The organism is Erysipelothrix inopinata (genome assembly GCF_014396165.1).
GTDB classification, from domain to species: Bacteria; Bacillota_I; Bacilli_A; order Erysipelotrichales; family Erysipelotrichaceae; genus Erysipelothrix; species Erysipelothrix inopinata.
Window position 1 is genome coordinate 1,593,060 of the sequence record NZ_CP060715.1, and the last position, 22,531, is coordinate 1,615,590.

20 protein-coding genes are annotated in these 22,531 nt (G+C 34.6%); 18 read left to right on the forward strand and 2 right to left on the reverse strand.

The annotated features are described in order from the left end of the window. The first annotated feature begins 50 nt into the window (after nt 1–50). Genes H9L01_RS07780 through H9L01_RS10900 form a run of 3 tightly spaced genes read left to right on the forward strand, consistent with a single transcriptional unit; the run spans nt 51 to nt 2,174 of the window. On the forward strand, nt 51–782 hold the full coding sequence (locus H9L01_RS07780) for a gamma-glutamyl-gamma-aminobutyrate hydrolase family protein (RefSeq protein ID WP_187533395.1): 732 nt from the start codon (nt 51–53) through the stop codon (nt 780–782). Nucleotides 783–786: 4 nt separating this feature from the next. Further along, complete coding sequence (locus H9L01_RS10895) at nt 787–1,377, forward strand: amino acid permease (RefSeq protein WP_223151015.1); 591 nt, start codon at nt 787–789, stop codon at nt 1,375–1,377. Continuing rightward, nucleotides 1,374–2,174: an APC family permease gene (locus H9L01_RS10900; RefSeq protein ID WP_223151016.1), complete on the forward strand. Its 801-nt coding sequence runs from the start codon at nt 1,374–1,376 to the stop codon at nt 2,172–2,174. Before H9L01_RS10895 ends, H9L01_RS10900 begins: the two co-directional genes overlap by 4 nt. A gap of 50 nt (nt 2,175–2,224) precedes the next feature. Here the strand turns inward: H9L01_RS10900 and H9L01_RS07790 are convergent, their stop codons facing one another. After that, on the reverse strand, nt 2,225–2,449 hold the full coding sequence (locus tag H9L01_RS07790; protein WP_187533396.1) for a hypothetical protein: 225 nt from the start codon (nt 2,447–2,449) through the stop codon (nt 2,225–2,227). Between the two features lie 171 nt (nt 2,450–2,620). Between H9L01_RS07790 and H9L01_RS07795 the strand changes: the two genes are divergently transcribed. From H9L01_RS07795 to anmK, 6 genes are all read left to right on the forward strand, one after another. Then, nucleotides 2,621–3,922 carry a PTS sugar transporter subunit IIC gene (locus H9L01_RS07795; protein WP_187533397.1) on the forward strand — a complete coding sequence of 434 codons (1,302 nt, stop codon included), beginning with the start codon at nt 2,621–2,623 and terminating at the stop codon, nt 3,920–3,922. A 3-nt stretch (nt 3,923–3,925) separates the two neighbouring features. Then, entirely contained in the window at nt 3,926–4,963 is a 1,038-nt protein-coding gene (locus H9L01_RS07800; RefSeq protein WP_187533398.1) for a MupG family TIM beta-alpha barrel fold protein, read from the forward strand. Between the two features lie 65 nt (nt 4,964–5,028). Then, entirely contained in the window at nt 5,029–6,201 is a 1,173-nt protein-coding gene (locus tag H9L01_RS07805; RefSeq protein WP_187533399.1) for a PTS transporter subunit EIIC, read from the forward strand. Nucleotides 6,202–6,213: 12 nt separating this feature from the next. Next, on the forward strand, nt 6,214–7,050 hold the full coding sequence (locus H9L01_RS07810) for a MurR/RpiR family transcriptional regulator (RefSeq protein WP_187533400.1): 837 nt from the start codon (nt 6,214–6,216) through the stop codon (nt 7,048–7,050). A gap of 85 nt (nt 7,051–7,135) precedes the next feature. Further along, a complete protein-coding gene (gene murQ / locus H9L01_RS07815) occupies nt 7,136–8,038 on the forward strand; it encodes an N-acetylmuramic acid 6-phosphate etherase (RefSeq protein ID WP_187533401.1) in 903 nt (300 codons plus the stop codon). A gap of 10 nt (nt 8,039–8,048) precedes the next feature. Continuing rightward, nucleotides 8,049–9,200 (forward strand): anhydro-N-acetylmuramic acid kinase AnmK, encoded by a 1,152-nt coding sequence (gene anmK, locus H9L01_RS07820; RefSeq protein WP_187533402.1) that lies wholly within the window; start codon nt 8,049–8,051, stop codon nt 9,198–9,200. 200 nt (nt 9,201–9,400) lie between these two features. Here the strand turns inward: anmK and H9L01_RS07825 are convergent, their stop codons facing one another. Further along, a complete protein-coding gene (locus H9L01_RS07825; RefSeq protein WP_187533253.1) occupies nt 9,401–10,681 on the reverse strand; it encodes an ISL3 family transposase in 1,281 nt (426 codons plus the stop codon). Nucleotides 10,682–10,833: 152 nt separating this feature from the next. Here H9L01_RS07825 and H9L01_RS07830 point away from each other — a divergent pair, with 152 nt between their 5' ends. The 9 genes from H9L01_RS07830 to wecB all read left to right on the forward strand — a co-directional run bounded on the left by H9L01_RS07830 (nt 10,834) and on the right by wecB (nt 22,479). Next, a complete protein-coding gene (locus H9L01_RS07830; protein WP_187533403.1) occupies nt 10,834–11,937 on the forward strand; it encodes a nucleotide sugar dehydrogenase in 1,104 nt (367 codons plus the stop codon). Beyond that, nucleotides 11,937–12,914: an NAD-dependent epimerase/dehydratase family protein gene (locus H9L01_RS07835; RefSeq protein WP_187533404.1), complete on the forward strand. Its 978-nt coding sequence runs from the start codon at nt 11,937–11,939 to the stop codon at nt 12,912–12,914. Before H9L01_RS07830 ends, H9L01_RS07835 begins: the two co-directional genes overlap by 1 nt. A gap of 172 nt (nt 12,915–13,086) precedes the next feature. After that, nucleotides 13,087–14,430, forward strand: a complete 1,344-nt coding sequence (locus tag H9L01_RS07840) for a sugar transferase (protein WP_187533405.1) — start codon at nt 13,087–13,089, stop codon at nt 14,428–14,430. Between the two features lie 550 nt (nt 14,431–14,980). Further along, complete coding sequence (locus H9L01_RS07845; RefSeq protein WP_187533406.1) at nt 14,981–16,729, forward strand: phosphotransferase; 1,749 nt, start codon at nt 14,981–14,983, stop codon at nt 16,727–16,729. A gap of 4 nt (nt 16,730–16,733) precedes the next feature. After that, a complete protein-coding gene (locus H9L01_RS07850) occupies nt 16,734–17,696 on the forward strand; it encodes a DMT family transporter (protein WP_187533407.1) in 963 nt (320 codons plus the stop codon). Between the two features lie 153 nt (nt 17,697–17,849). Then, a complete protein-coding gene (locus tag H9L01_RS07855) occupies nt 17,850–19,193 on the forward strand; it encodes an exopolysaccharide biosynthesis polyprenyl glycosylphosphotransferase (protein ID WP_187533408.1) in 1,344 nt (447 codons plus the stop codon). A gap of 26 nt (nt 19,194–19,219) precedes the next feature. Further along, nucleotides 19,220–20,236: an SDR family NAD(P)-dependent oxidoreductase gene (locus H9L01_RS07860; RefSeq protein WP_187533409.1), complete on the forward strand. Its 1,017-nt coding sequence runs from the start codon at nt 19,220–19,222 to the stop codon at nt 20,234–20,236. Further along, nucleotides 20,233–21,348 (forward strand): polysaccharide biosynthesis C-terminal domain-containing protein, encoded by a 1,116-nt coding sequence (locus tag H9L01_RS07865; RefSeq protein ID WP_187533410.1) that lies wholly within the window; start codon nt 20,233–20,235, stop codon nt 21,346–21,348. The genes H9L01_RS07860 and H9L01_RS07865 overlap by 4 nt, the downstream gene beginning before the upstream one ends. Continuing rightward, entirely contained in the window at nt 21,349–22,479 is a 1,131-nt protein-coding gene (gene wecB, locus H9L01_RS07870) for a non-hydrolyzing UDP-N-acetylglucosamine 2-epimerase (RefSeq protein ID WP_187533411.1), read from the forward strand. Nucleotides 22,480–22,531 lie beyond the last annotated feature (52 nt).

Consider the following 22,531-nt stretch of genomic DNA (forward strand, 5'->3'; position numbering starts at 1 on the left):
CTGTGACTGTTTAGAGGTATAATATGATATATGTAAAAAGGAGTGGAGATATGAAAAGTAGAAAACCGGTTATTGGAGTTACAACAAGTTATACTTTTGAGCATGAAGCACCGTTTGCGGGGTATAAACGGACTTATGTTAATGATGATTACATTCAAGCGATTATTCGTAATGGGGGAGTACCACTGATGCTACCACTCAATACTGAGATTGATGTGTTAGAGGCACAACTTGATATGGTTGATGGCATCATTCTCTCTGGAGGATATGATGTTAATCCTGTATTATATAATCAACAACCGCGTCAAAAACTGGGAGAAATTCTACCGGTACGCGACGAATTTGAATTTAAAGTCTTAGAAATTGCAAAACAAAAGAAGTTACCTGTTTTAGGTGTTTGTCGAGGACTTCAGATTATGAATACATTTTATGGTGGAAGTCTTGAACAGGATCTTTCATATGTTGTTTCAGAAAATGAAATCTTGAAACATAATCAAAATCAAACGCCAACACTTACGACTCATGGAATCGTAATTGAAGAAGATTCGTGGTTAACTCCGATTTTAGGAAAAGAGAACACCGTTAACTCATTTCATCATCAAGTTGTTAGAGAAGTAGCGCCAGAATTTAAGGCGGTAGCACGTGCTCTAGATGGTGTTATTGAATCAATTGAGTATTCTGGTGATCAATTCTTGGTTGCGGTTCAGTGGCATCCAGAAATGTTGAAAGACAATGAAGAAATGAACGAAATATTTAAGCTTATAATTAAGAAAGCGATGTAATAACATGAAAAAATATGAAAAAATGGGTTATTGGTCGATTGTATTATTAACGATTAATTCAATCATCGGGTCGGGAATTTTCATTTCTCCGACTGATGTTGTGAAACAAGCAGGGACGCTTACACCCATAGTCTATCTCTGCGCTGCCATCTTTGCATCTGTGCTTGCCATTTCATTTGCTTCTGCATCGAAGTATGTTGTGAAGGGTGGAGCTGCTTACGCATATACAAAAGCTGCCTTCGGAGAAAAGACTGGGTTCTATATTGGTATTACACGTTTTGTTTCAGCAAGTATAGCATGGGGTGTCATGGCCACAGCTGTTGTTAGAACGAGCTTGAATATTTTCAAAATTGAACCGACTAACTCTGCAATTACAATTGGCTTTTTGATTCTTATGCTAATTCTGTTATTTATAAACATGTGGGGTACGAGAATCTTAACGGTTATCAGCAACCTTTCGACAATCGGGAAGCTTCTTGCACTCTCAATAACAATCATCGCTGGTATTGTGATCGTGCTTAAAACAGGTGAAAATCATTTCAGTGAAATAGCCACAGTAACAGGTAGTGATGGATCCCTAGTTGTGCCCCCATGACAGTGTCTGTATTTGTTATGAGTATGCTCGCTGCATTTTATGCATTTACCGGATTTGAAAGTATCGCGAGTGGTTCTCAAGATATGGAGAAGCCAGAAGTTAATTTACCTCGAGCAATTCCTGTGGGAATTATTATCATTGCTTTCTTCTATATTGCGATTGTTGGTATCGCGATGATGGTGAATCCAGTAGCGCTTGCAACATCAAAAGAAGTTGTTATACTGGCGGCTGTCTTTGATAATCCCTTTATTAAAGGATTAATCATTATAGGAGCACTTGTTTCGATGTTTGGTATAAATGTAGCGGCCTCATTTCACACACCGCGAGTTTTAGAATCAATGGCAAAAGAAGGTCAATTATCTAAGTTTTTTGATAAACGAACGGGTCATGACTTTCCGCTTAGAGCCTTCTTACTTACTGCAATTGTTGCGATTGTAGTCCCAATATCCTTTGATTATAAAATGGGAAGTATTATGGTTATCAGTTCCATTTCGCGATTCGTTCAGTTTGTTATGGTTCCTCTAGCAGTTATTTACTTTTATAGAGGGAAATCAAAAGAACCAATCTTAGATGCACATAAAAATAAAATTACCGATGTTGTTTTACCGATAATTTCAATAATACTGACAATTTTCTTATTAGTTAAGTTCGATTGGGCAGGTCAATTTTCGGAAACTACCGCTTTAGGAACAACAGTTTTAAACTATAAAGCGATTACTGCAATGGTATTTGGATACATTGTAATTCCTATAAGTTTGTACTATTTAAAAGAATTCTCACAAAAAAGAAACGCATAAAAAAGAGGTTGCTTCATAAATAAGCAACCTCTTTTAATGTTTTATAGCTATTATACGTATTCGCCAGGTTTAACTGTGAACATGATTGCGCCTGCCATTGGATCTTTTTTGATTGCTGCTTTAATAAGCTTGCAAGCTTCTTCTTTATCTTCCATTTCAACTTCGAAATAGAGCTTAATACCGTCTTTTTTAACGAAAGTTGCTTTTGGGTTATCAAGACCTTCAACGATAGTTTGAATTTGTTTTTGCATAATAGGGCTGTTTACAATAATCATAGGGTGCACCTCTTTCTACGAAAATATTCTAGCAAAATTCAGTTGGGAAAGCAACGAAATATACAATCTTTGAAATAATATTCCAAAAATATGCTAATTTACTTGAAATTTATTTCTTAATGGTCTATCATATCCACTGTAAGCACTAACAGTGCAGAAAGGGAGTTTAAAATGGAGAGTTTAACACGCTTTATTGAAGAGAAAATTGCACCACCATTGATTAAGTTTTCTCAATTAAAATATGTCCAAGTAATGCAACGTACTGGACTTGGAATCATGAGTTTATTAGTTATTGGTTCTGTATTTTTATTAGTTGCATCATTCCCAATTCCAGGTTGGACTGATTTCCTTGGAGATTTCCGATGGACAATCGCTGCAGCATCAGGCGTTGGTACAGGATTTATCGCATTATATACTGTTATTACTGCATCTTATGGATTAGTAGAATACTACAACAAGCAAAAAGGGGAGAACCACGATATTGTTCAACCTATGATCTTAGCTGTAGCATCATTCTTATTACTTAACCCAGCACAAACTGTAAAAACAATCGTTGAAGGATCAGACAAACCTGGTTCATTCACAGGTGTTCCGACATTGTACTTAGGAGCAATCGGGGTATTTGCTGCCTTAATTATTGCTATTGTTACTGTTGAAATTTACCGTTTCGTAGTTAACAAGAAAATGGTTATCAAAATGCCAGAAGGTGTTCCACCAATGGTATCTCAATCATTCGTTGCTTTAATTCCTAGCTTCTTTGTAATCTTATTCTGGTGGATTTTCGGACATGTTCTCCACATGAACATTCCAGAAATGATCGCAGGAATCTTTACACCACTTGTACAAGTTGGAGATAGCCCAATTGTTGTTATCGTTACAACATTCTTAAACCGTATTCTATGGGCAGTGGGTATCCACGGTTCAAATATCGTTAACTCTGTTGCTGGTACATTCTGGGGACAAATGGCTAACGAAAACTTGGCAGCATTCCAAGCTGGAATCCAACCACTACCATACAAATTTTCTTCAGTATGGATTGACAACTACATTTGGATTGGTTTATTCCCATTAGCATTGTCATTAATTACTTCCAAATCACCACGTTTGAAAAAACTTGGTCAATTATCAATTGCTGCATCACTATTTAACATTGGTGAGCCACTAATCTTTGGTCTTCCAATCATGCTAAACCCATTAATGATGATTCCATTCATCTTAAGTTATGTATTCTTAGCAATCGTTGCAATTGTATTAACAACAATCGGTTGGTTGCCAGTACCTGCATTAATGATCTCATGGATCACACCAGCTCCAATCAAAACATTCTTAGCTACAAACGGTAGCTTTGCAGCTCTAGCATACGTATTACTTGCATGGGTATTTATGTACTTTGTATTCTACCCATTCGTTAAAGCAATCGAAAAGAACGATCTTATGGAAATTGCTGCTGCGGAAGCTGAAGAACAAAAATAATCTATGTTAGGAATCTCAAGCTATTTCCAAGATTTAGATTATGAGTACCTAAAGAGAGCATCTGAAATAGGAGCGAAGTATTTGTTTACTTCGCTTCATATTCCAGAAGAAGATCTATCACAACTCGATAAACAATTACCTGAGTTCTTAAAAACAACAAAGGAATTAGGACTTGAGTTAGTTCCTGATATTTCTCCTGCAACCTTTGAAAAATTAGGGGTTGAAGCGAATGATTATAAGGCACTTAAAGAATTAGGATTTACAGCACTTCGTCTTGATTACGGTTTTGATGATTTTGAAATTGTTAAAACACTACTTCAAGATTTTGAATTGATGTTAAATGCTAGTGTTGTGAATGAACAATATATTCTCGATGCCAAAGCAGCCGGTGTCGATTTCACTCACATATCAGTGCTTCATAATTTCTATCCAAAAACTGAAACTGGATTGTCTTTAGATTACTTTAAAAAGATTAACAAAGTATTTATTAAACATGATATTAAAATTATGGCATTTGTGCCTGGAGATCGTCTAAAACGATTCCCACTTTACGAAGGACTTCCAACAGTAGAACAACATCGTCAAAAGAATCCGTATGTTGCTGCTGTCGAATTAATTCATGAATGTGGTATTGCTGATATTTTAATCGGTGACTCATTAGCACATGAATCAACATTGCAAAATATTGAAAGCTATATGAAAGATCGTACTATGACCATTCCTGCTCATTTTAATGAAAATGCACAGGATATGTACGAAAAAGAACATACTGTTCGTAAAGATTTATCAGAAAACGTAATTCGTGTCCTATCACCTCGTGTACCAAACATTGATGTGATTGATAACTCATACCGTGTACGCGGTGCGATTACAATGGAAAACAAACTATCGGGTCGTTATAGTGGTGAAATTCAAATCACTAAAAAAGACTTCCCAATGGATGCTCGTACCAATGTTTTAGGATTTATTCATCCTGATTACGTAGAATTGGTCGATTACATTGATCGTGATACGAAAATTAAGTTTATTCCAATTAAATAAAAGAGGGAAGCTATTCCTTCTTTTTTTAAAATAAAGTATGATGTACTTGGATGTGAGGTATTAAAATGTTAGAAAAAATTGTTTCGGCGGTTCAAACAAACCGTTATTTGAATGCAATTAAGTCAGCCATTAATAAAGCTGCGTATATTAATATTGCATTAGCTTTTTTTATTTTTGTGTTTTATCAATTTGATCAGTACGGTACAGTTAGTGAAGAATTGCGTATTTTCTTCGCTTCAGTTTACCAATATTATTGTTTACTACTTGCGTTAATATTCGCATATGTAATTTCTTCTGAATTAACAGAAGAGGGTGTTACCGATCACTTCCGTTATGCAACAGTATTCTTAGTGGCACTTTTTGCACCTAACTATATTCCGAATGGATATGGAACCGTTTATCCATTTGTTGCTTGTATTTTAGCAGTATTCTTCCATGCTCTTTTGGAAGGATTAAATCAGTTTAAAGCTAAATCAAAGCGTTTGCCACAAGCAGTAGTGGATTACTGGAATCGTATATTCCCATTAGTAATTGTCTTTTCTGTAGCATTTGTGATGACATATGTCTTAAGAGATTGGATGTATGTGATACCACATGCATTTATGTTTGTGACTGACTTACTTAATACACCTGTTGCGGTAATTGCAACAATTCTTCTTATCTGTTCTTTCTGGGTACTTGGAATTCATGGTGTGGGTGTCATTGGAACATTATTAAGACCATTTTGGCTCTTTATGATGGTTGTTAATGGTTTCCAAGTTATTATTAAACAACCTGCGATCTATATTGGTTCAGAAACATTCTTCCAATGGATTGTATGGCTAGGAGGGTCAGGATGTACTCTTGGACTCTCACTTGCAATGCGATACTTCTCGAAGAGTAAACATATGAAAGAACTTGGAAAAGAAGCGATTGTGTCCAATTGGTTCAATATCAATGAAAATATTATCTTTGGTGTACCAATTGTTGATAACAAACACTTCAGACTTCCGTTCTTCCTTGCGCCAATCGCATGTGCAGCGCTTGGATACATTGCGTTTTATTCAGGATATGTTACGATACCTTCTATTGTAGCACCATGGGTGTTACCTGTTCCAATCGGTATCTTTATATCGACACTTGGAGATATTCGTGCAGTCGGACTTTCATTCTTACTAATCTTAATCTCATTTTTAGTTTATTTCCCGTTCTTTAAGAAATATGATTTAGAACTATTCCAACAAGAAAATAACAACTAAGGAGGATGCGTTATGAGCTGTATTTATCGTATTAAAAAAAATATGCATACTTATACAGAAACAGAGAAGAAAATAGCTGAATACATCTTAAACAATAAAGATGAAGTTATTAATTTTTCTTCGCAAAGATTTGCCAAAGAAGTTGATTCTTCCGCAGCGGCTGTTGTTCGCTTTTCTAAGAAAATTGGATATAAAGGATTTACACATTTGAAGGTTGAACTTGCTAAAGATCAATACGATGATGACGAGTCCATTGATAAGCTCATAAAAGAGGATGATTCTTCAGAGACAATGATTCGTAAAGCATTGTATTCAAATCATCGAACATTCACGAACACTTATAAATTAATTAATGTACCGATTCTTGAAGAAGCAATCGATGCCTTAAAGAAAGCGCGTCGTGTTTATCTCTTTGGAGTGGGTGGATCAGGAGTGGTCTGTGAGGACTTGTATCAAAAATTAATTCGAATTGATGTAGAGGCTCGATACTTTACAGATGCTCACCTTGAGATATCAGCATTATCTTTCGCAGATGAACGTGATGTTGCGATTGCAATATCATACTCTGGTGTGACACGAGAAGTTGTTACTGCTCAAAAGATGGCGTCAGCTCAAGGTGTAAAAACGATTGCAATCACACAAGTGGGGCGATCAGACTTGACGAAGTATTCCGATATGATCTTGAATATTCCTCAAGAAGAGTCTGAGCTTAGACTTGGATCTATCGCATCACGATTCTCAATGTTTGCAGTATCGGATTTACTGTATTTAGGAGTAGCGAAAGATAACATTGAACAGACGCGAGATAAACTCGTTAAAACACGTCAGTCTGTTCAATCTCTGAGATAACACAATAATTTCATAATTTAACTAAAAGATTTGAAATATTATTTCAAATCTTTTATAATGTCATTATATAAAGTGAGGAAAGAGTATGAAAGTAGATTTAAGTAAGATTGGAACTGAGCAACAAAATCAAAACACATTGAATATCGATAAGTTAAGCACACTTGAAATGGTGCAACTCATTAATCGTGAAGACCAAGCGGTTATCGATGCTGTTGAGAAAGCAACACCTCAAATTGCAGCTGCTGTAGATGCTGCATACGAAGCTGTTTCTAATGGGGGACGTCTTGTCTACATTGGAGCAGGTACATCAGGACGTTTAGGAGTTCTTGACGCATCAGAATGTCTCCCAACATTTGGAGTAGGTGAAGAAGCTGTTGTTGGACTTATTGCTGGTGGAGACACAGCATTACGTCACCCAGTTGAAGCTGCAGAAGACAGTAAAGAAGACGCAGTTAGAGATCTTAAAAATATTAATTTCAATGAAAATGATGTTGTATGTGCTATTGGTGCATCAGGCCGTACACCATACTGTATTGGTGGATTAGAATATGCTAAAGAAATTGGTGCAAAATCAATTTCACTTGCTTGTGTTGAAAACAGTGAGTTCTTCAACTATGCTGACTACCCAATTGAAGCAGTTGTAGGTCAAGAAGTTGTGACAGGTTCAACACGTATGAAATCAGGTTCAGCAACAAAAATGGTTCTTAATATTTTATCAACAGGAATCATGATTAAATGGGGTAAAATTTACGGAAACCTTATGGTTGATGTTAAAGCAACAAATGAAAAACTTGTTGAACGTGCACGTCAAATCATTATCAAAGCTACAGGTTGTTCATATGATCGTGCAGCTGAATTACAAAAACTAAGTAAAGATAATGTAAAACTAGCTATCGTTATGGAAAAAGCGAATCTTGATGCAGAAGCAGCAATGACACTTCTTGAAAACAATCAAGGACGTATCTCAGCAGCACTCGAAAATAAATAGGAGAAAAAACATGCAAGATAAATATGCAGTAGGTCTTATGTCAGGTACCTCACTCGATGGGGTCGATGCAGTACTCGTTAAATTAAACGGATTTGGTACAGATACTCAATGCGAAGTAATTGAATTTACATCTCTCGATATTTCTGATGATTTAAGATCACGCATTTTAAAAGCAAGTCATCCAGAAACATCATCTGTAGATCTTATTTGTTCACTTAATTTTGAGTTGGGTGACATTTGGAGTCAAGCAGTTCAAAAAGTATTAACGAAAGCAGACTTCAAAGGCGAATTGGACTTTGTTGCATCACATGGTCAAACTATTTATCACATGCCAAAGGCTGAAAAACCTTTCTATCGTTCAACACTACAAATTGGTGATCCATCACAGATTGCTTACGATCACCATACTCAAGTAGTTTTTAACTTTAGACCCATGGATATGATTGCAGGAGGCGATGGTGCGCCACTTGTTCCTTACACAGAATTTATTCTTTACTCTCGTAAAGATGAATCCGTACTTCTTCAAAACATTGGTGGAATTGGTAATGTTACAATTATTCCTAAAAATTGTGGACTTGAGGATGTTACAGCATTTGATACCGGTCCAGGAAATATGATGATGAATGCAGCAACTGCACACTTCTATAATGAGCCTTATGATAAAGATGCTCAATACGGTTTTAAAGGACAGTTAATTCCTGAACTATATGATGAATTAATCAATCATCCGTATCTAAAACTGTTGCCACCTAAGTCAACAGGAAGAGAGATGTTCGGAGAAGATGTTGTAGCAGACATTTGCAAGCGGTTTACGGAGCCTAATGACGTTATCTATACCTTGACTAAGTTTACTGCCTTTACGATTGCAGACGCTTATAAAAAGTATGTTTTTGACAAACTTGATATTGATCAAATCATTTTAGGTGGTGGAGGAGCTTATAATCCACTCCTAATTAAGGAATTAAAGGAGATGTTACCAGATCATTCTGTTGTAACACAAGAAGATTTAGGATTCTCCAGTGATGCAAAAGAAGCAGTTGCATTCGCAATCCTAGGTAATGAAACACTCAATAATGTTGCAAGTAATGTTCCATCTGCAACAGGCAGTGATCGAAGAGTCATACTTGGGCAGATTTGTCCAAATCCAATTCAAGTCTTCTAATTGTTTGAAGTTAAAAATAGGTTGTTAATCTATAATTTGTGCCACAGGTAATCCCGTTGCTTATTCGCAATAAGATTTTTTGTGGTTCTTTAAAATTTGGTGTTGATGAGATATTTATGGCTCTTGAAAATCTAGTGTTGGTGAACTCCAATATTGATTTAGAGTCACGGCTCCATCACATTAATTTGTGGTGGAGCTTTTTATAATTGTAATGGTAACATTGTGTTGCTTATAAGTAAAACTCTCGCTCTAAAATTTGTGAATGATCGATACCCGAATGCAATTCTCTTAATTACTTTTATTAAGTTATTAGTACCTTCTAATTTTCCGTTTGAGTATTCATAAGTAAGTGCATTAAGTATCGATGTTTTATGATAGTTGAATGTATTGATTGTGGTTTGAATCGTCTTGGGTAGATGTTTGTAATTCTTGGATATTAAGTCTTCGAAATAGTCTATTTGCCTGTTATTGATAGAGAGCCGTATTCGCTGCATTAACCAATAACACTCTTCGAGTTCTTTTGAAGATCTCAAGAGTTCATCGACGACCTGTTGTTCAGTCATAAGATGAGGGAAACACTTAAAGTGCTTATATTCTTTGTCATCTAAATCATCTTGAGTCATCATTAAGAGTTTCCAATACTTCTTCAATTTAGAGTAGTATTGTTTATTCTCTTTCATAACTTGCGTCCTTACAGAGTTGAATGATCGATTAATAAGCTGAACGACATGGAATCTATCGGTAATTATTTTAGCGTTAGGGAAACAGGACTTTACGAGGTCGATATATCCTTTAAACATATCCATAGAAACAGTCTCTACTTGTTTTCTAACTTCAAGAGGGAATGAAAAGAAATAAGACTTGAGGAAACCAATATGACGATGCGTAAGGATATCCAGTATCTTACCTGTATCAGCGTCTGTAAAAATAAATGACATCTTACCCTTAACCTCTTTAACTGACTTAAACTCATCGAAGGATAGGTTCTTGGGCAAGGAATTGTGAGGTTGAATAAACTTTGAATTGATATTTGTGATCCAAGAGTTAATGGTAGTGTGAGAGATATTATTACTCTTTGATATATCCCAAACAGAACGTTTTGTCTTAATTTCTAAAAGTACTTTATGATAGGTGTTCTTGGATATGGAGCAGTTTTTATCAACTAGGTTTGTTTGAGAGATAAATGTATGCGAACACATCTTGCAGTAATAGCGTTGTTTTTTAAGTTTTAAGTAGGTTGTGAAATTAGAACACTTTGGAAGTTTAATTGTGACAGACTTAGTTCCGTTTTTAATAATAGAGTTATCTTGATTAATGCAACCACATTTTGTGCAATAATCGGGATGATCCGGAGAGTGTGTAGCGTATACAACGTGAGATAAAACTCCTTTTATGACTTCTTGTTGAACACTTTCATCTGAAAAATGTATGGATTTGTCTTTAATATTAAGTAAAATTCGTGTATTATTTTGATTGGACATAGATGATGGATCCCTTTCTCTGGTTGTGGTGACTTTAGTATAGAGGATTTACTTATCTATGTCTTTTTTTATTATCTAAAATAAAAAAGTGTTGATGAGATAAATATCTCACCAACACCAGATTTTAAAGAACCGAAATAATCAATTCAACTATGTTATTTACTGATTGTATTTCTGAATTGGAAGATGTACATTTTTTTGTTGTTGCAGTTCCAACTCCAATAAACGAGGATAAAACCCCAAACTTAGATTTAGTAATTTCTGCTACCGAAATTGTAGCACCATACCTAAAAAGAAACTCTGTAGTAGTGTATGAATCTACAGTATATCCAGGAGTGACAGAGGATATATGTCTTCCTATTCTCAAACAAAACTCTAATTTGAATTATCCTAACGATTTTTCTATTGGGTATTCTCCTGAAAGAATCAATCCTGGTGATAAATTACATAGATTGGAAAATATTGTTAAAGTTGTAAGTGCAGATAATTCTGAAAGCTTGAATTTAGTATCCGAAATATATGGAGAAATTATAGAAGCTGGAATTTATAAGGCAACATCAATCAAAGTTGCTGAAGCTGCAAAAGTAATTGAAAATAGTCAAAGGGATATTAATATTGCTTTTGTAAATGAGTTAGCTATGATTTTCGATAAATTAAATATTAATACTAGTGAAGTGCTAGAAGCGGCATCTACAAAATGGAATTTCCTGAATTTCACTCCGGGTCTCGTCGGAGGGCACTGCATTGGTGTGGATCCCTACTACTTAACTTACAGAGCTAATCAAGTAGGTTATGTATCTCAAATAATTACTGCAGGTAGGACAGTAAATGATGACATGGGTAAATATATAGCACAAAAGAGCATTAAGATGATGATTAATGACAAAAAATCTCTTTATGATTCCAAGGTTGCAATTTTGGGATTCACTTTTAAAGAGAACTGTGCAGATATCCGAAATACCAGAGTAATTGATATTGTTAAGGAACTTAATGATTTTGGAGTAAATGTTGATATATTTGATCCGCTTGCAGATGCAGATGAAGTAGCGACACATTATGGGATCAAAGTTGTTAATAACCTTCCGTTTGCGGAAAGTATTAGCTATGATGTTGTAATCCTTGCGGTAAATCACTCTGAATATGTAGAAATGTCTTCTGAAAAATATGGCAAGCTTCTCAAAGATGATGCTATTGTTGTTGATGTTAAAAATGTGAAAAATGAATTGAGTAAATCATATAAATACTGGAGCTTATAATGGAAAATATTATTAAAAAATTAAATGAAAAACAGTTTAAATTCCTAATAACCGGTTGTGCTGGATTTATTGGATCAAACCTTGTCGAATTTCTTTTGTCTCATAACCAAATTGTGATTGGAATTGATGATCTATCAAATGGATTGATAGAAAATATTCATGAACACATGGATAATCCTAACTTTGAATTTGTTGAAATGAATATTTGTGATACAAATAATCTGGCCGATAAAATGGTTGGAATTGACTATGTTTTACACCAAGCTGCGTGGGGTAGCGTGCCTAGAAGTATGATTATGCCAGTTTTTTATGCTGAGCAGAACGTTATTGGAACTGTAAGTGTATTTGAGGCAGCGCGACTAAGTAAAGTAAAAAAAGTAGTGTATGCTTCTAGCTCATCTGTTTATGGTGACGAACCAAATTTGCCAAAAAAAGAAGGCATAGAAGGAAACTTACTGTCGCCTTATGCGCTTTCTAAGAAAATTGATGAATACTATGGGGAATTCTACTCGAGAATATATAAACTCCCTACTGTAGGGTTAAGATATTTTAATGTTTTTGGTAGAAAACAAAATCCGAATTCACAGTATTCAGCTGTAATTCCTAAATTTATTAAAGCGATTCTCCAGAATGAACCTATTCAGGTGAATGGTGATGGAAATCAATCACGTGATTTCACTTATATTGACAATGTCATAGAAGCGAATTTGAAGTCGTGTTTCAGCGGTGATATTGCAAATGGTAAAGCATATAATATTGCATTTGGAGGAAGAGTTAGCTTGAATGAGCTCATTGACTCCTTATTCATCACTATGAATAAAAAAACTTCCGTATCGTTTGGGGTTGATAGAGAAGGTGATATAAAGCATTCTAATGCTTCAATTGCAAGAGCGAAAACCGACTTGAATTATAACCCTCGATTCTCCTTTCAAGACGGACTTGAACTCACAATTAAGTGGTATATTGATAACCTTTAGTCTTTAATCTACCAAGTAAGGTTTTTTGTAGTTGATAGGTTGTCGTTTTAACCTTTAAATAAGTATTATAGCGTTTGTTGTTAGGGATTAAAAGTTATATTTGATATCAGTATTTATTTTTTTGAGAGTCTAGATTGATATCCTCTTTCGAATTGAATTTAGTGAGGTGAAAATGAAAAAAAATTTAAAAAGTCTGACAATTCTTACATATAAGCTTGTTGTATATTATTTGCTTTACACAATATTTTTCCAAATGTTTGAATTGTACAACGTTGGGCTTCAATATGTATCAAGAACAACTGTTATTACAACGATGACATTTGCAGTTATTTTGGTATTAATGGTGTTTGTGTATGGAAATTTCTCAATCGGAAAGCAAAAGAGTAAGCCAATTATTTTTTCAACTTCGATCGCAGTAGTGTTAACGGATATTGTAACCTATATTCAACTCATGATTATGAATACAAATCCTCATAATAATCAAACATTTAGAATCGAACAACTAGATATTTTGTTGTATGTGATTCTGATGCAAGTCGTTGTTATCACAATTGCTGCTTACGTAGGTAACTGGCTCTACTTTAAGTTATACACTGTGGAACATGTTTTAATCGTAAAATCATATGGATCTGATGACGATACTTTGCGAAAAATACATCGTTATCTATCAAATTATAAATTACAGTACCGTGTCGTTGATGTTATTGATTATTCGAGAATTAACAGTTTTAATTTTAGTGATATTGATCGTGTTGTATGCGTAGGAATTCATAATGAAGAACGTTCATCCCTGACAGATTTTTGTTACAAGAATGGAATTTCAATTAGTTTCACACCTGAAGTTACTGATGTGGTTGAACTTGCTGGTGAACAGGTCGTTTATGATGATATTCCTCTTATTGTTGTGGAATCCAAAGGGCTATCATTTGAGCAAAAATTCTTTAAACGAACTCTTGATCTAATTTGTTCGATTTTTGGATTGATTCTATCATCGCCGATTTGGATCATCGCAGGAATCGCAATCAAATTAAACGATGGCGGAAAGATTTTCTTTAGACAGGAACGATATACTGAGAACGGGAAAGTTTTCAAGGTATTTAAGTTCAGAACTATGAAAGAAAATGTTGCGAACTATTCATCGACAGAAAACGATGATCGTATTACTGCAGTCGGCAAGGTATTAAGAAAAACGAGAATGGATGAATTGCCTCAAATTCTCAATATAATTAAAGGTGATATGAGTATGGTAGGGCCAAGACCAGAGATGTTGGAGAATGTTCACGAATATGAAAGTGATTTACCACAATTCCGATATAGATTAAAAGTTAAGGCCGGACTAACAGGAATTGCTCAAATCGAAGGAAAATACAATACGACCCCTAAAGATAAACTGATTATGGATTTAATGTATATCGAAAACTACAGTGTTTGGATGGATATTAAACTCATTCTAAGAACTGCGACTGTGCTAGTTAAAAAAGAAAGCACAGAAGGATTTGGTATCGAAATTAAATAATGTCGAAAGTCTTCATTAATAAATTTGATATGACAAATTGGAAAAATTGATAGTTCCTTTTCTTTGAGTCATGAGAGTAATAAAAAAATGAGAAAATACTATTTGATACTTACAAGTAACTTTCTTTAAAAAATAATTTATAAATGAAACTCAAAAAGGTGAAAAATATAGGCTTGTCGTGGAACTTTTAGAGTGTCTCCAATATCGAGTGTAGGTGAACTCCAATATTGGTTTTTTGAGTCGCCGCTCCACTACATTAATTTGTAGTGGAGATTTTTATATTTGTAATGGAAACATTGTGCTGCCAATAAGTAAAACTCTTGCTCTAAATTAATTGTGCAAAAATAGTAATGACGATAGTTCACTTTCTAATAATTTTTGACAAAAACATTGTAAGTGAGTCGCCTTCTGTATTACATTATCTATTATATATAGTTATTATTACATGGTTATTGCTTAAAAGCGTACTTGTGATATAATTATTCATTAGGTAACCATGTTTTTTTACAGCTAGAAAGATTGCTAAATAATCATAGGGGGTATTTTATTTATGGTGAACAGTTTTGTAGTTCTGCGTGATATTATTGAAAATAACGCTCTTACGTTGAATGATCTTTTAAGTAAGTTTGAATTTCCCGCTATTCAAGAACTAAGTAATTCAAATTTAATCGAAGAATCAAAAGGTGTTGTATCTGTGACGGAGGAAGGGCTCGCTAAAATGAAGCCTTTCAAAGTCGATAATGCAATCATAATGGCTGCAGGTATGGGGTCTCGTTTTGTACCATATTCATACTACATACCAAAAGGGTTAATTGAGGTGAATGATGTTCCTTTGGTTGAACGTCAAATTATTCAGTTCCGTGATGCAGGTATTGAAAACATTTACATCATTGTTGGATATATGGGGAAACAATTCGAATATCTCGCAAAAAAATATGATGTTAAAATTATTCAGAATTTAGATTTCGCAACTAAAAATAACATATCGAGTTTATATTATGCAAACAAAGAAGGAATACTTGGTAACTCCTATTTAACGCCTTCTGATATTTATATTGAGGATAATGTATTTCATCAATATGAATATCATTCTTGGTATGCGACGAAGTATTTTGAGGGAAAAGTTTCAGAGTGGGGTATTGAATGTGATGATACCGGACTGATAAACAATGTTTCTAAGTCTGCTGTGAATCAAGAAGCGATGTATGGTACTGCATTTCTTTCGAAATCATTTACAAAAGTTTTGGCTGAAAAGATTGTGGATTTATACGAGGATGAATCATTTTCTCAGTGGTATTGGGAAGATGTTTATATTAAATTTATGAATGAATTACGTTTATATTCCAATCTTAGTGCTGGTGAATCGGTATTAGAGTTTGAATGCTATGAGGAGTTGCGTGAATTTGATACGAGTTATTGTAAAAATGCTAGAAACCCGCTCTTAGATATTATCTGTAAAGAGTTAGATTGCTCACTGAGTGATATTCACGGTATTACTCCGCTAAAAGTTGGTATGACTAATGATTCCTTCAAATTCACTGTGAAGGATGCAGATTATGTCTTCCGTGTGGCTGGAGAAGGTACTGATGTCCTCATTGATAGATATGCTGAAGCTAAATCATATGAAGCAATTCAGCATTTAAACATATCGGATGAAATCATATATTTTGATCCTAAGAAAGGAATCAAAATTGCTAAGTATATAAAAAATGCAAAACAATTCACTGAAGAAGATATAGAAGTGATGATTGGAACAATTCGAAAGCTTCATGAATCGGATATTGAAGTCGAACATAAATTTGATGTCAATGAAAGAATTGAATATTATTTTAATCTTTGTGAGAGTAATGAAGCAAAATATTATCCGGGATTACTTGATCATTATGACAAAATTCGAGAAATTAGAGATTATGTCGATGCTAATCATAACGAGCTATGTTTTTGCCACATAGATCCTATTGTTCTTAACTTTGTGTGGTCAGATGACAAACATCATCTTCTTGATTGGGAATACTCTGCAATTTCTGATCCATACTTGGACCTAGCGATGATTGTGCTATTCTCTTATTTGCCTGTAAATGAAACTGATGAGCTTTTAAGATTGTATCTTGAAGAGGAACCTAATGAGTATCAAAATGCGTTGTTATATGCATACTGCTCGCTCGTAGGGGTACTGTGGGCATTGTGGACTCAGTACAAAGAAACACGTGGAGAAACTTATGGAACATACGGTATTGATCAATTTAAATGGTCAGAACTATACTATGATGAGTTTGTGAAAGTAACGAAGGTGGGATAAATCAATGGAAACTAAAAACGGGAGTATCGTTGGACTTTTATCAGGAGTTTTCTGGGGTTTGGATTCAGTGTTACTTGGAGTTGTGCTTTCAAGTGTGATCTTTATGTCACTTGGAGATAATGGCTCACTATATTCAACCTTTATTCATGATAGTGCTTCATTTGTATTGTTATTTGTCTTAATTGCTGTTAGAGGCAAAATTAAAGATTTTACAAAAGTGTTGTTTTCAAAGTCGGGAGCGATTATTGCGTGTGCTGCCTTATTGGGTGGCCCAATCGGAATGGGATCGTATATTATTTCAATTAAGTACCTGGGTTCGTCAATGGCTGCGGGTATATCTGCAGTTTACCCGATTTTCGGATTAATATTAGGATACCTACTATTCAAGGAAAAATTATCAAAACAAGGAATTGTTGGGGTTATTCTCGCGGTATCTGCAATTGTCATGATGAGCATCAGTGGTATCGGTGTTATTGATAACCTTGGAGTTGGTTTGCTGGCTGCAATAGGCTGTGTTGTGGGATGGGGAAGTGAAGCGGTTATCGTAGGCGTTGCATTGAAAGAAGATGTAAGTGCAGAAATCGCTCTTGGTATCCGTCAAATGGTATCAGGTTTAACTTATGGTTTGATAATTGTTCCATTCCTTGGGTATGAGGGGGTTATGCAAATCTTTGGTAACGGAAATCTTGTGATGCTGTTAATCGGTGCTGGAGTTGTAGGAACTATTTCTTATCTTTGCTACTACAAAGCAATTGGTATGATTGGAGCGGGTCGTGCAATGGGACTCAATATCTCCTATCCTGCATGGGCTTTCCTATTTCAATTAATTTTAACTCGTGACTTTGATGCTTTACATTTCATTTTAGTACTTGTAATTATTCTAGGTTCGATTCTAACTTCAGACAATCCTGAAGAACTTCTACCATTCTTAAAGTATTTCACGAAGAAAGAAATCGATGAAGTCTGATTTTTTTAAATGTATTACTTCGTGTGATTTTTCTCATAAACCTCTCTTTAATGCCATATTTTGTTTATTAAAGAGGGGTTTTATGCTATCATAATAGAAGGCCAAAATATTAATTTTTGAGCGGTCTTTTTTACTAACTGGAGATTTTAAAAAATGAAAAATAATTTAAAAAGTCTGACAATTCTTTTATACAAGCTCGTTGTGTATTATTTACTTTACACAGTATTTTTCCAAATGTTTGAATTACACAACGTTGGGCTTCAATATGTATCAAGGACAACTGTTATTACAACGATGACCTTTGCAGTCATTTTGGTATTAATGGTATTTGTCTATGGAAATTTCTCAATAGGGAAGCAGAAGAGTAAACCAATTATCTTTTCAACGACGATTGCTGTAGTGTTAACGGATATTGTAACCTATATTCAACTCATGGTTATGAATACAAATCCACATAATAATCAAACATTTAGAATCGAACAACTAGATATTCTGTTGTATGTAATTCTTATGCAAGTCATTATTATTTCAATCGCTGCTTACGTCGGGAACTGGCTCTACTTTAAGCTATATACTGCGGAGCATGTTTTAATCGTAAAATCCTATGAATCAGATGATGATACTTTACGAAAAATACATCGATATCTATCGAATTACAAATTACAATACCGAGTCGTTGATGTCATTGATTATTCAAAAATAAACAGTTTTAATTTTAGTGATATTGATCGCGTTGTATGTGTAGGAATTCATAATGAAGAACGTTCATTCCTGACAGATTTCTGTTACAAAAACGGCATATCAATTAGTTTTACCCCTGAGATTACTGACGTAGTCGAGCTGGCTGGTGAACAAGTTGTTTATGATGATATTCCACTGATTGTTGTGGAGTCCAAAGGACTATCATTTGAACAGAAATTCTTTAAACGAATTCTTGATCTGATTTGCTCTATTTTAGGATTGATTTTATCATCGCCGATTTGGATTATCGCAGGAATTGCAATCAAATTAAACGATGGCGGTAAGATTTTCTTCAGACAGGAACGTTATACTGAGAACGGTAAAGTTTTCAAGGTATTTAAGTTCAGAACGATGAAAGAAAATGTTGAAAACTATTCCTCAACTGAAAATGATGATCGAATTACTGCAGTAGGTAAGGTATTAAGAAAAACACGAATGGATGAGTTACCTCAAATATTGAATATTATCAAAGGTGATATGAGTATGGTAGGACCGCGTCCTGAGATGCTTGAAAATGTTCATCAATATGAGAGTGATTTACCACAATTCCGTTACCGACTTAAAGTTAAAGCTGGTTTAACGGGTATAGCTCAAATCGAAGGAAAATACAATACAACCCCTAAAGATAAACTGATTATGGATTTAATGTATATCGAAAACTACAGTATTTGGATGGATATTAAACTCATTCTAAGAACGGCGACTGTATTGGTTAAAAAAGAAAGTACAGAAGGATTTAACACAGAATCAAAATAAATTAAGTATACAAGGAGGAAATTTGTATGTTTGAAAATTCAGTATTCGTAGTAACTGGTGGAACGGGTTCATTTGGACACGCCGTTGTAAGAAGATTTTTGAAAGAAGATGTTAAAGAAATTCGTATTGTTTCTAGAGATGAAAAGAAACAAGATGACATGAGAAAAGAATTTAATGATGACCGTCTCAAATTTTATATCGGAGATGTTCGTGATCGTAGTACACTAACACATGCAATGAGAGGAGCAGATTACTTGTTCCATGCTGCGGCACTTAAACAAGTTCCTTCATGTGAGTTTTTCCCAATTGAAGCAGTTAAAACTAATGTAATTGGAACTGATAACGTTCTTGAAGAAGCAATTCATGCAGGTGTTAAAAAAGTTGTATGTCTATCTACAGATAAAGCAGCATATCCAATTAACGCTATGGGAATTTCAAAGGCGATGATGGAAAAAACATTTGTTGCAAAAGCACGATTGGCACAATCAACAGGGACGACAATTTGTGGAACACGTTATGGTAATGTTATGGCCTCTCGAGGATCTGTAATTCCATTGTTTTTTGATCAAATCCGTGAAGGAAAGCCATTAACTTTGACAAATCCTAAAATGACACGATTCTTAATGTCATTGGATGAGGCAGTAGATTTAGTTTTATTTGCATTTGAGAATGCTCAACCTGGTGATATATTTGTCCAAAAATCACCAGCAAGTACTATTGATGATTTAGCAGAAGCAGTTCAAAATGTTGCAGGTGTTCATACAGGTACTCGCTTGATTGGAACACGTCATGGTGAAAAAGTATACGAAACACTATTAACTAAAGAAGAATTTGTTAAATCAGAAGATCTTGGTGGCTATTTCCGAGTTCCTATGGATCAACGTGATTTAAACTATGACAAGTATTTTGTTGAAGGAGAAGAGCAAGAAGGATTAGACGAATATAATTCACATAATACTTATCGCTTATCAGTTCCTGAAATAGAAGAAAAACTACGCTCCTTATACGAAATTCAAGAAGATTTGAAAGAATTTAATTCATGAATATTCTCGTGACAGGAGCCTCAGGCTTTGTAGGTAAAAATCTATGTAGTCAACTTCATAATCTTGGTTATGAAGTTTTTAAATATGATAAGTCGGATACTTTAGAAACATTATCCGCATATACTAAATCTTGTGATTTTGTAGTCCATCTCGCTGGTGTAAATCGACCTACAAATCCCGAAGATTTTTTTTCGGGAAACAGAGGATTTACAGAAACACTATGTGACTTGCTTCACCAACATAATAATAAAGCTCCAATTGCTATTTCAAGCAGCATCCAAGCTGAGTTAGATAATGATTATGGTGTAAGTAAGAGAGAGGGTGAAAGCATTCTCTTGGATCATTCACGCAAGAATAATTCAGAAGTATATATATACCGCTTTTCTAACTTGTTTGGTAAATGGTGCAAGCCATTCTACAACTCAGTGGTTGCTACGTGGTGCCACTCAATTGCTCGTGGAGAAGACATTCAAATTAATAATGAAAACGCAGAGCTTACTTTGGAATACATTGACGATGTTGTGAATGAACTTGTAAGGTGCATAAATGGAAAGCCTAATTTTAAAAATGTAGAAGAAAGATTATGCTCAGTTCCAATTAATGAAAAAGTCACCTTAGGAGAATTGGCGAAATTAATCCAATCATTTAAAGCATCAAGAACTTCTCTTCTTATACCCAATATGGGAGATGAGTTTACAAAAAAATTGTATAGTACTTACCTTAGTTATTTACCAACTGATGAGTTTTCATATAATTTAAATTCTCATGTCGATAATCGCGGTAGTTTCACCGAAATCTTAAAAACGATTGATAGAGGCCAAGTGAGCCTCAATATATCCAAGCCTGGAATTACTAAAGGTCAACATTGGCATCACACAAAAAATGAAAAATTCTTGGTAGTTTCCGGACAAGGCAAAATTCAATTTAGAGATATATTTTCTCAAGAAATAATTGAATACGAGGTTACTGGTGATATATTACAAGTGGTTGATATTCCCGTAGGCTATACACACAATATAATTAATACAGGTGAAAATGATTTAATCACAATCATGTGGGTAAATGAAATATTTGATCAAGATAATCCTGATACATATTACTTGGAGGTATAAATGAAAAAATTAAAAGTTATGACCGTCGTCGGAACTCGACCGGAAATTATTCGCTTATCAGCTGTGATTCAACGCCTTGAATCATCAGAAGCTATTGAGCATATCCTTGTTCATACAGGACAAAATTATGACTATGAACTTAACGAGGTGTTCTTCGAAGATTTCAAACTAAGAAAGCCTGACTTTTTCCTCAATACTGCGACAGGAGCACCAATCGGAACAATTGGCAATATTTTAATTAATATTGAACCAGTTCTAAATGAAGTGCAACCAGATGCATTTTTAGTGTTGGGAGATACAAACTCTTGCTTGTGTGCAATTGCAGCGAAGAGAATGCATATACCAGTGTTCCATATGGAAGCTGGAAACCGTTGCTTTGATCAACGAGTGCCAGAAGAAACTAACCGAAAGATTGTTGATCATATTTCCGACATTAATCTTACATATAGTGATATTGCTCGAGAATATCTCCTAAGAGAAGGCATTCCTGCTGATCGCGTTATTAAGACAGGTAGTCCGATGTTTGAAGTAATTAATTTGAGAAGAGAGGATATCGAAAATAATACTATTGTTGAGGCTATGAATCTTGTTAGAGGCAAGTATTTTGTAGTTTCCGCTCATCGTGATGAAAATATCAATTCAGAACGTAACTTTATGAATCTTGTGGATAGTTTGAATGAGATTGCAAAGGTTTACGATATGCCTGTAATTGTAAGTACTCATCCTCGTACAATGAAAATGATTGAATCACGAGGTGTATCTTTTGATTCAAGGGTTCAAATACTCAAACCAATGGGATTTAATGATTATGTTGCACTTCAGGTAAATTCTAAAGCAACTCTAAGTGATTCAGGTACAATTAGTGAAGAGTCATCAATTCTAGGTTTTAATGCATTGAATCTGCGTGAAGCACATGAACGTCCAGAAGCAATGGAAGAAGCTTCCGTTATGATGGTTGGGCTTGAAAAAGAAAGAATTCTTCAAGGTCTAGCCGTTCTTGAAACGCAGGATAAGAATACACTTCGTCATGTTGCTGACTATTCCATGCCAAATGTTTCAGAAAAAGTGCTACGTATTATTATATCTTATACAGATTACATCAATCGAAATGTGTGGAAAAAAGTGAGTTAAGCTTTTTAACGACAAAAATTACGTTTTATTTGTAGATACTGTATAATAGTGT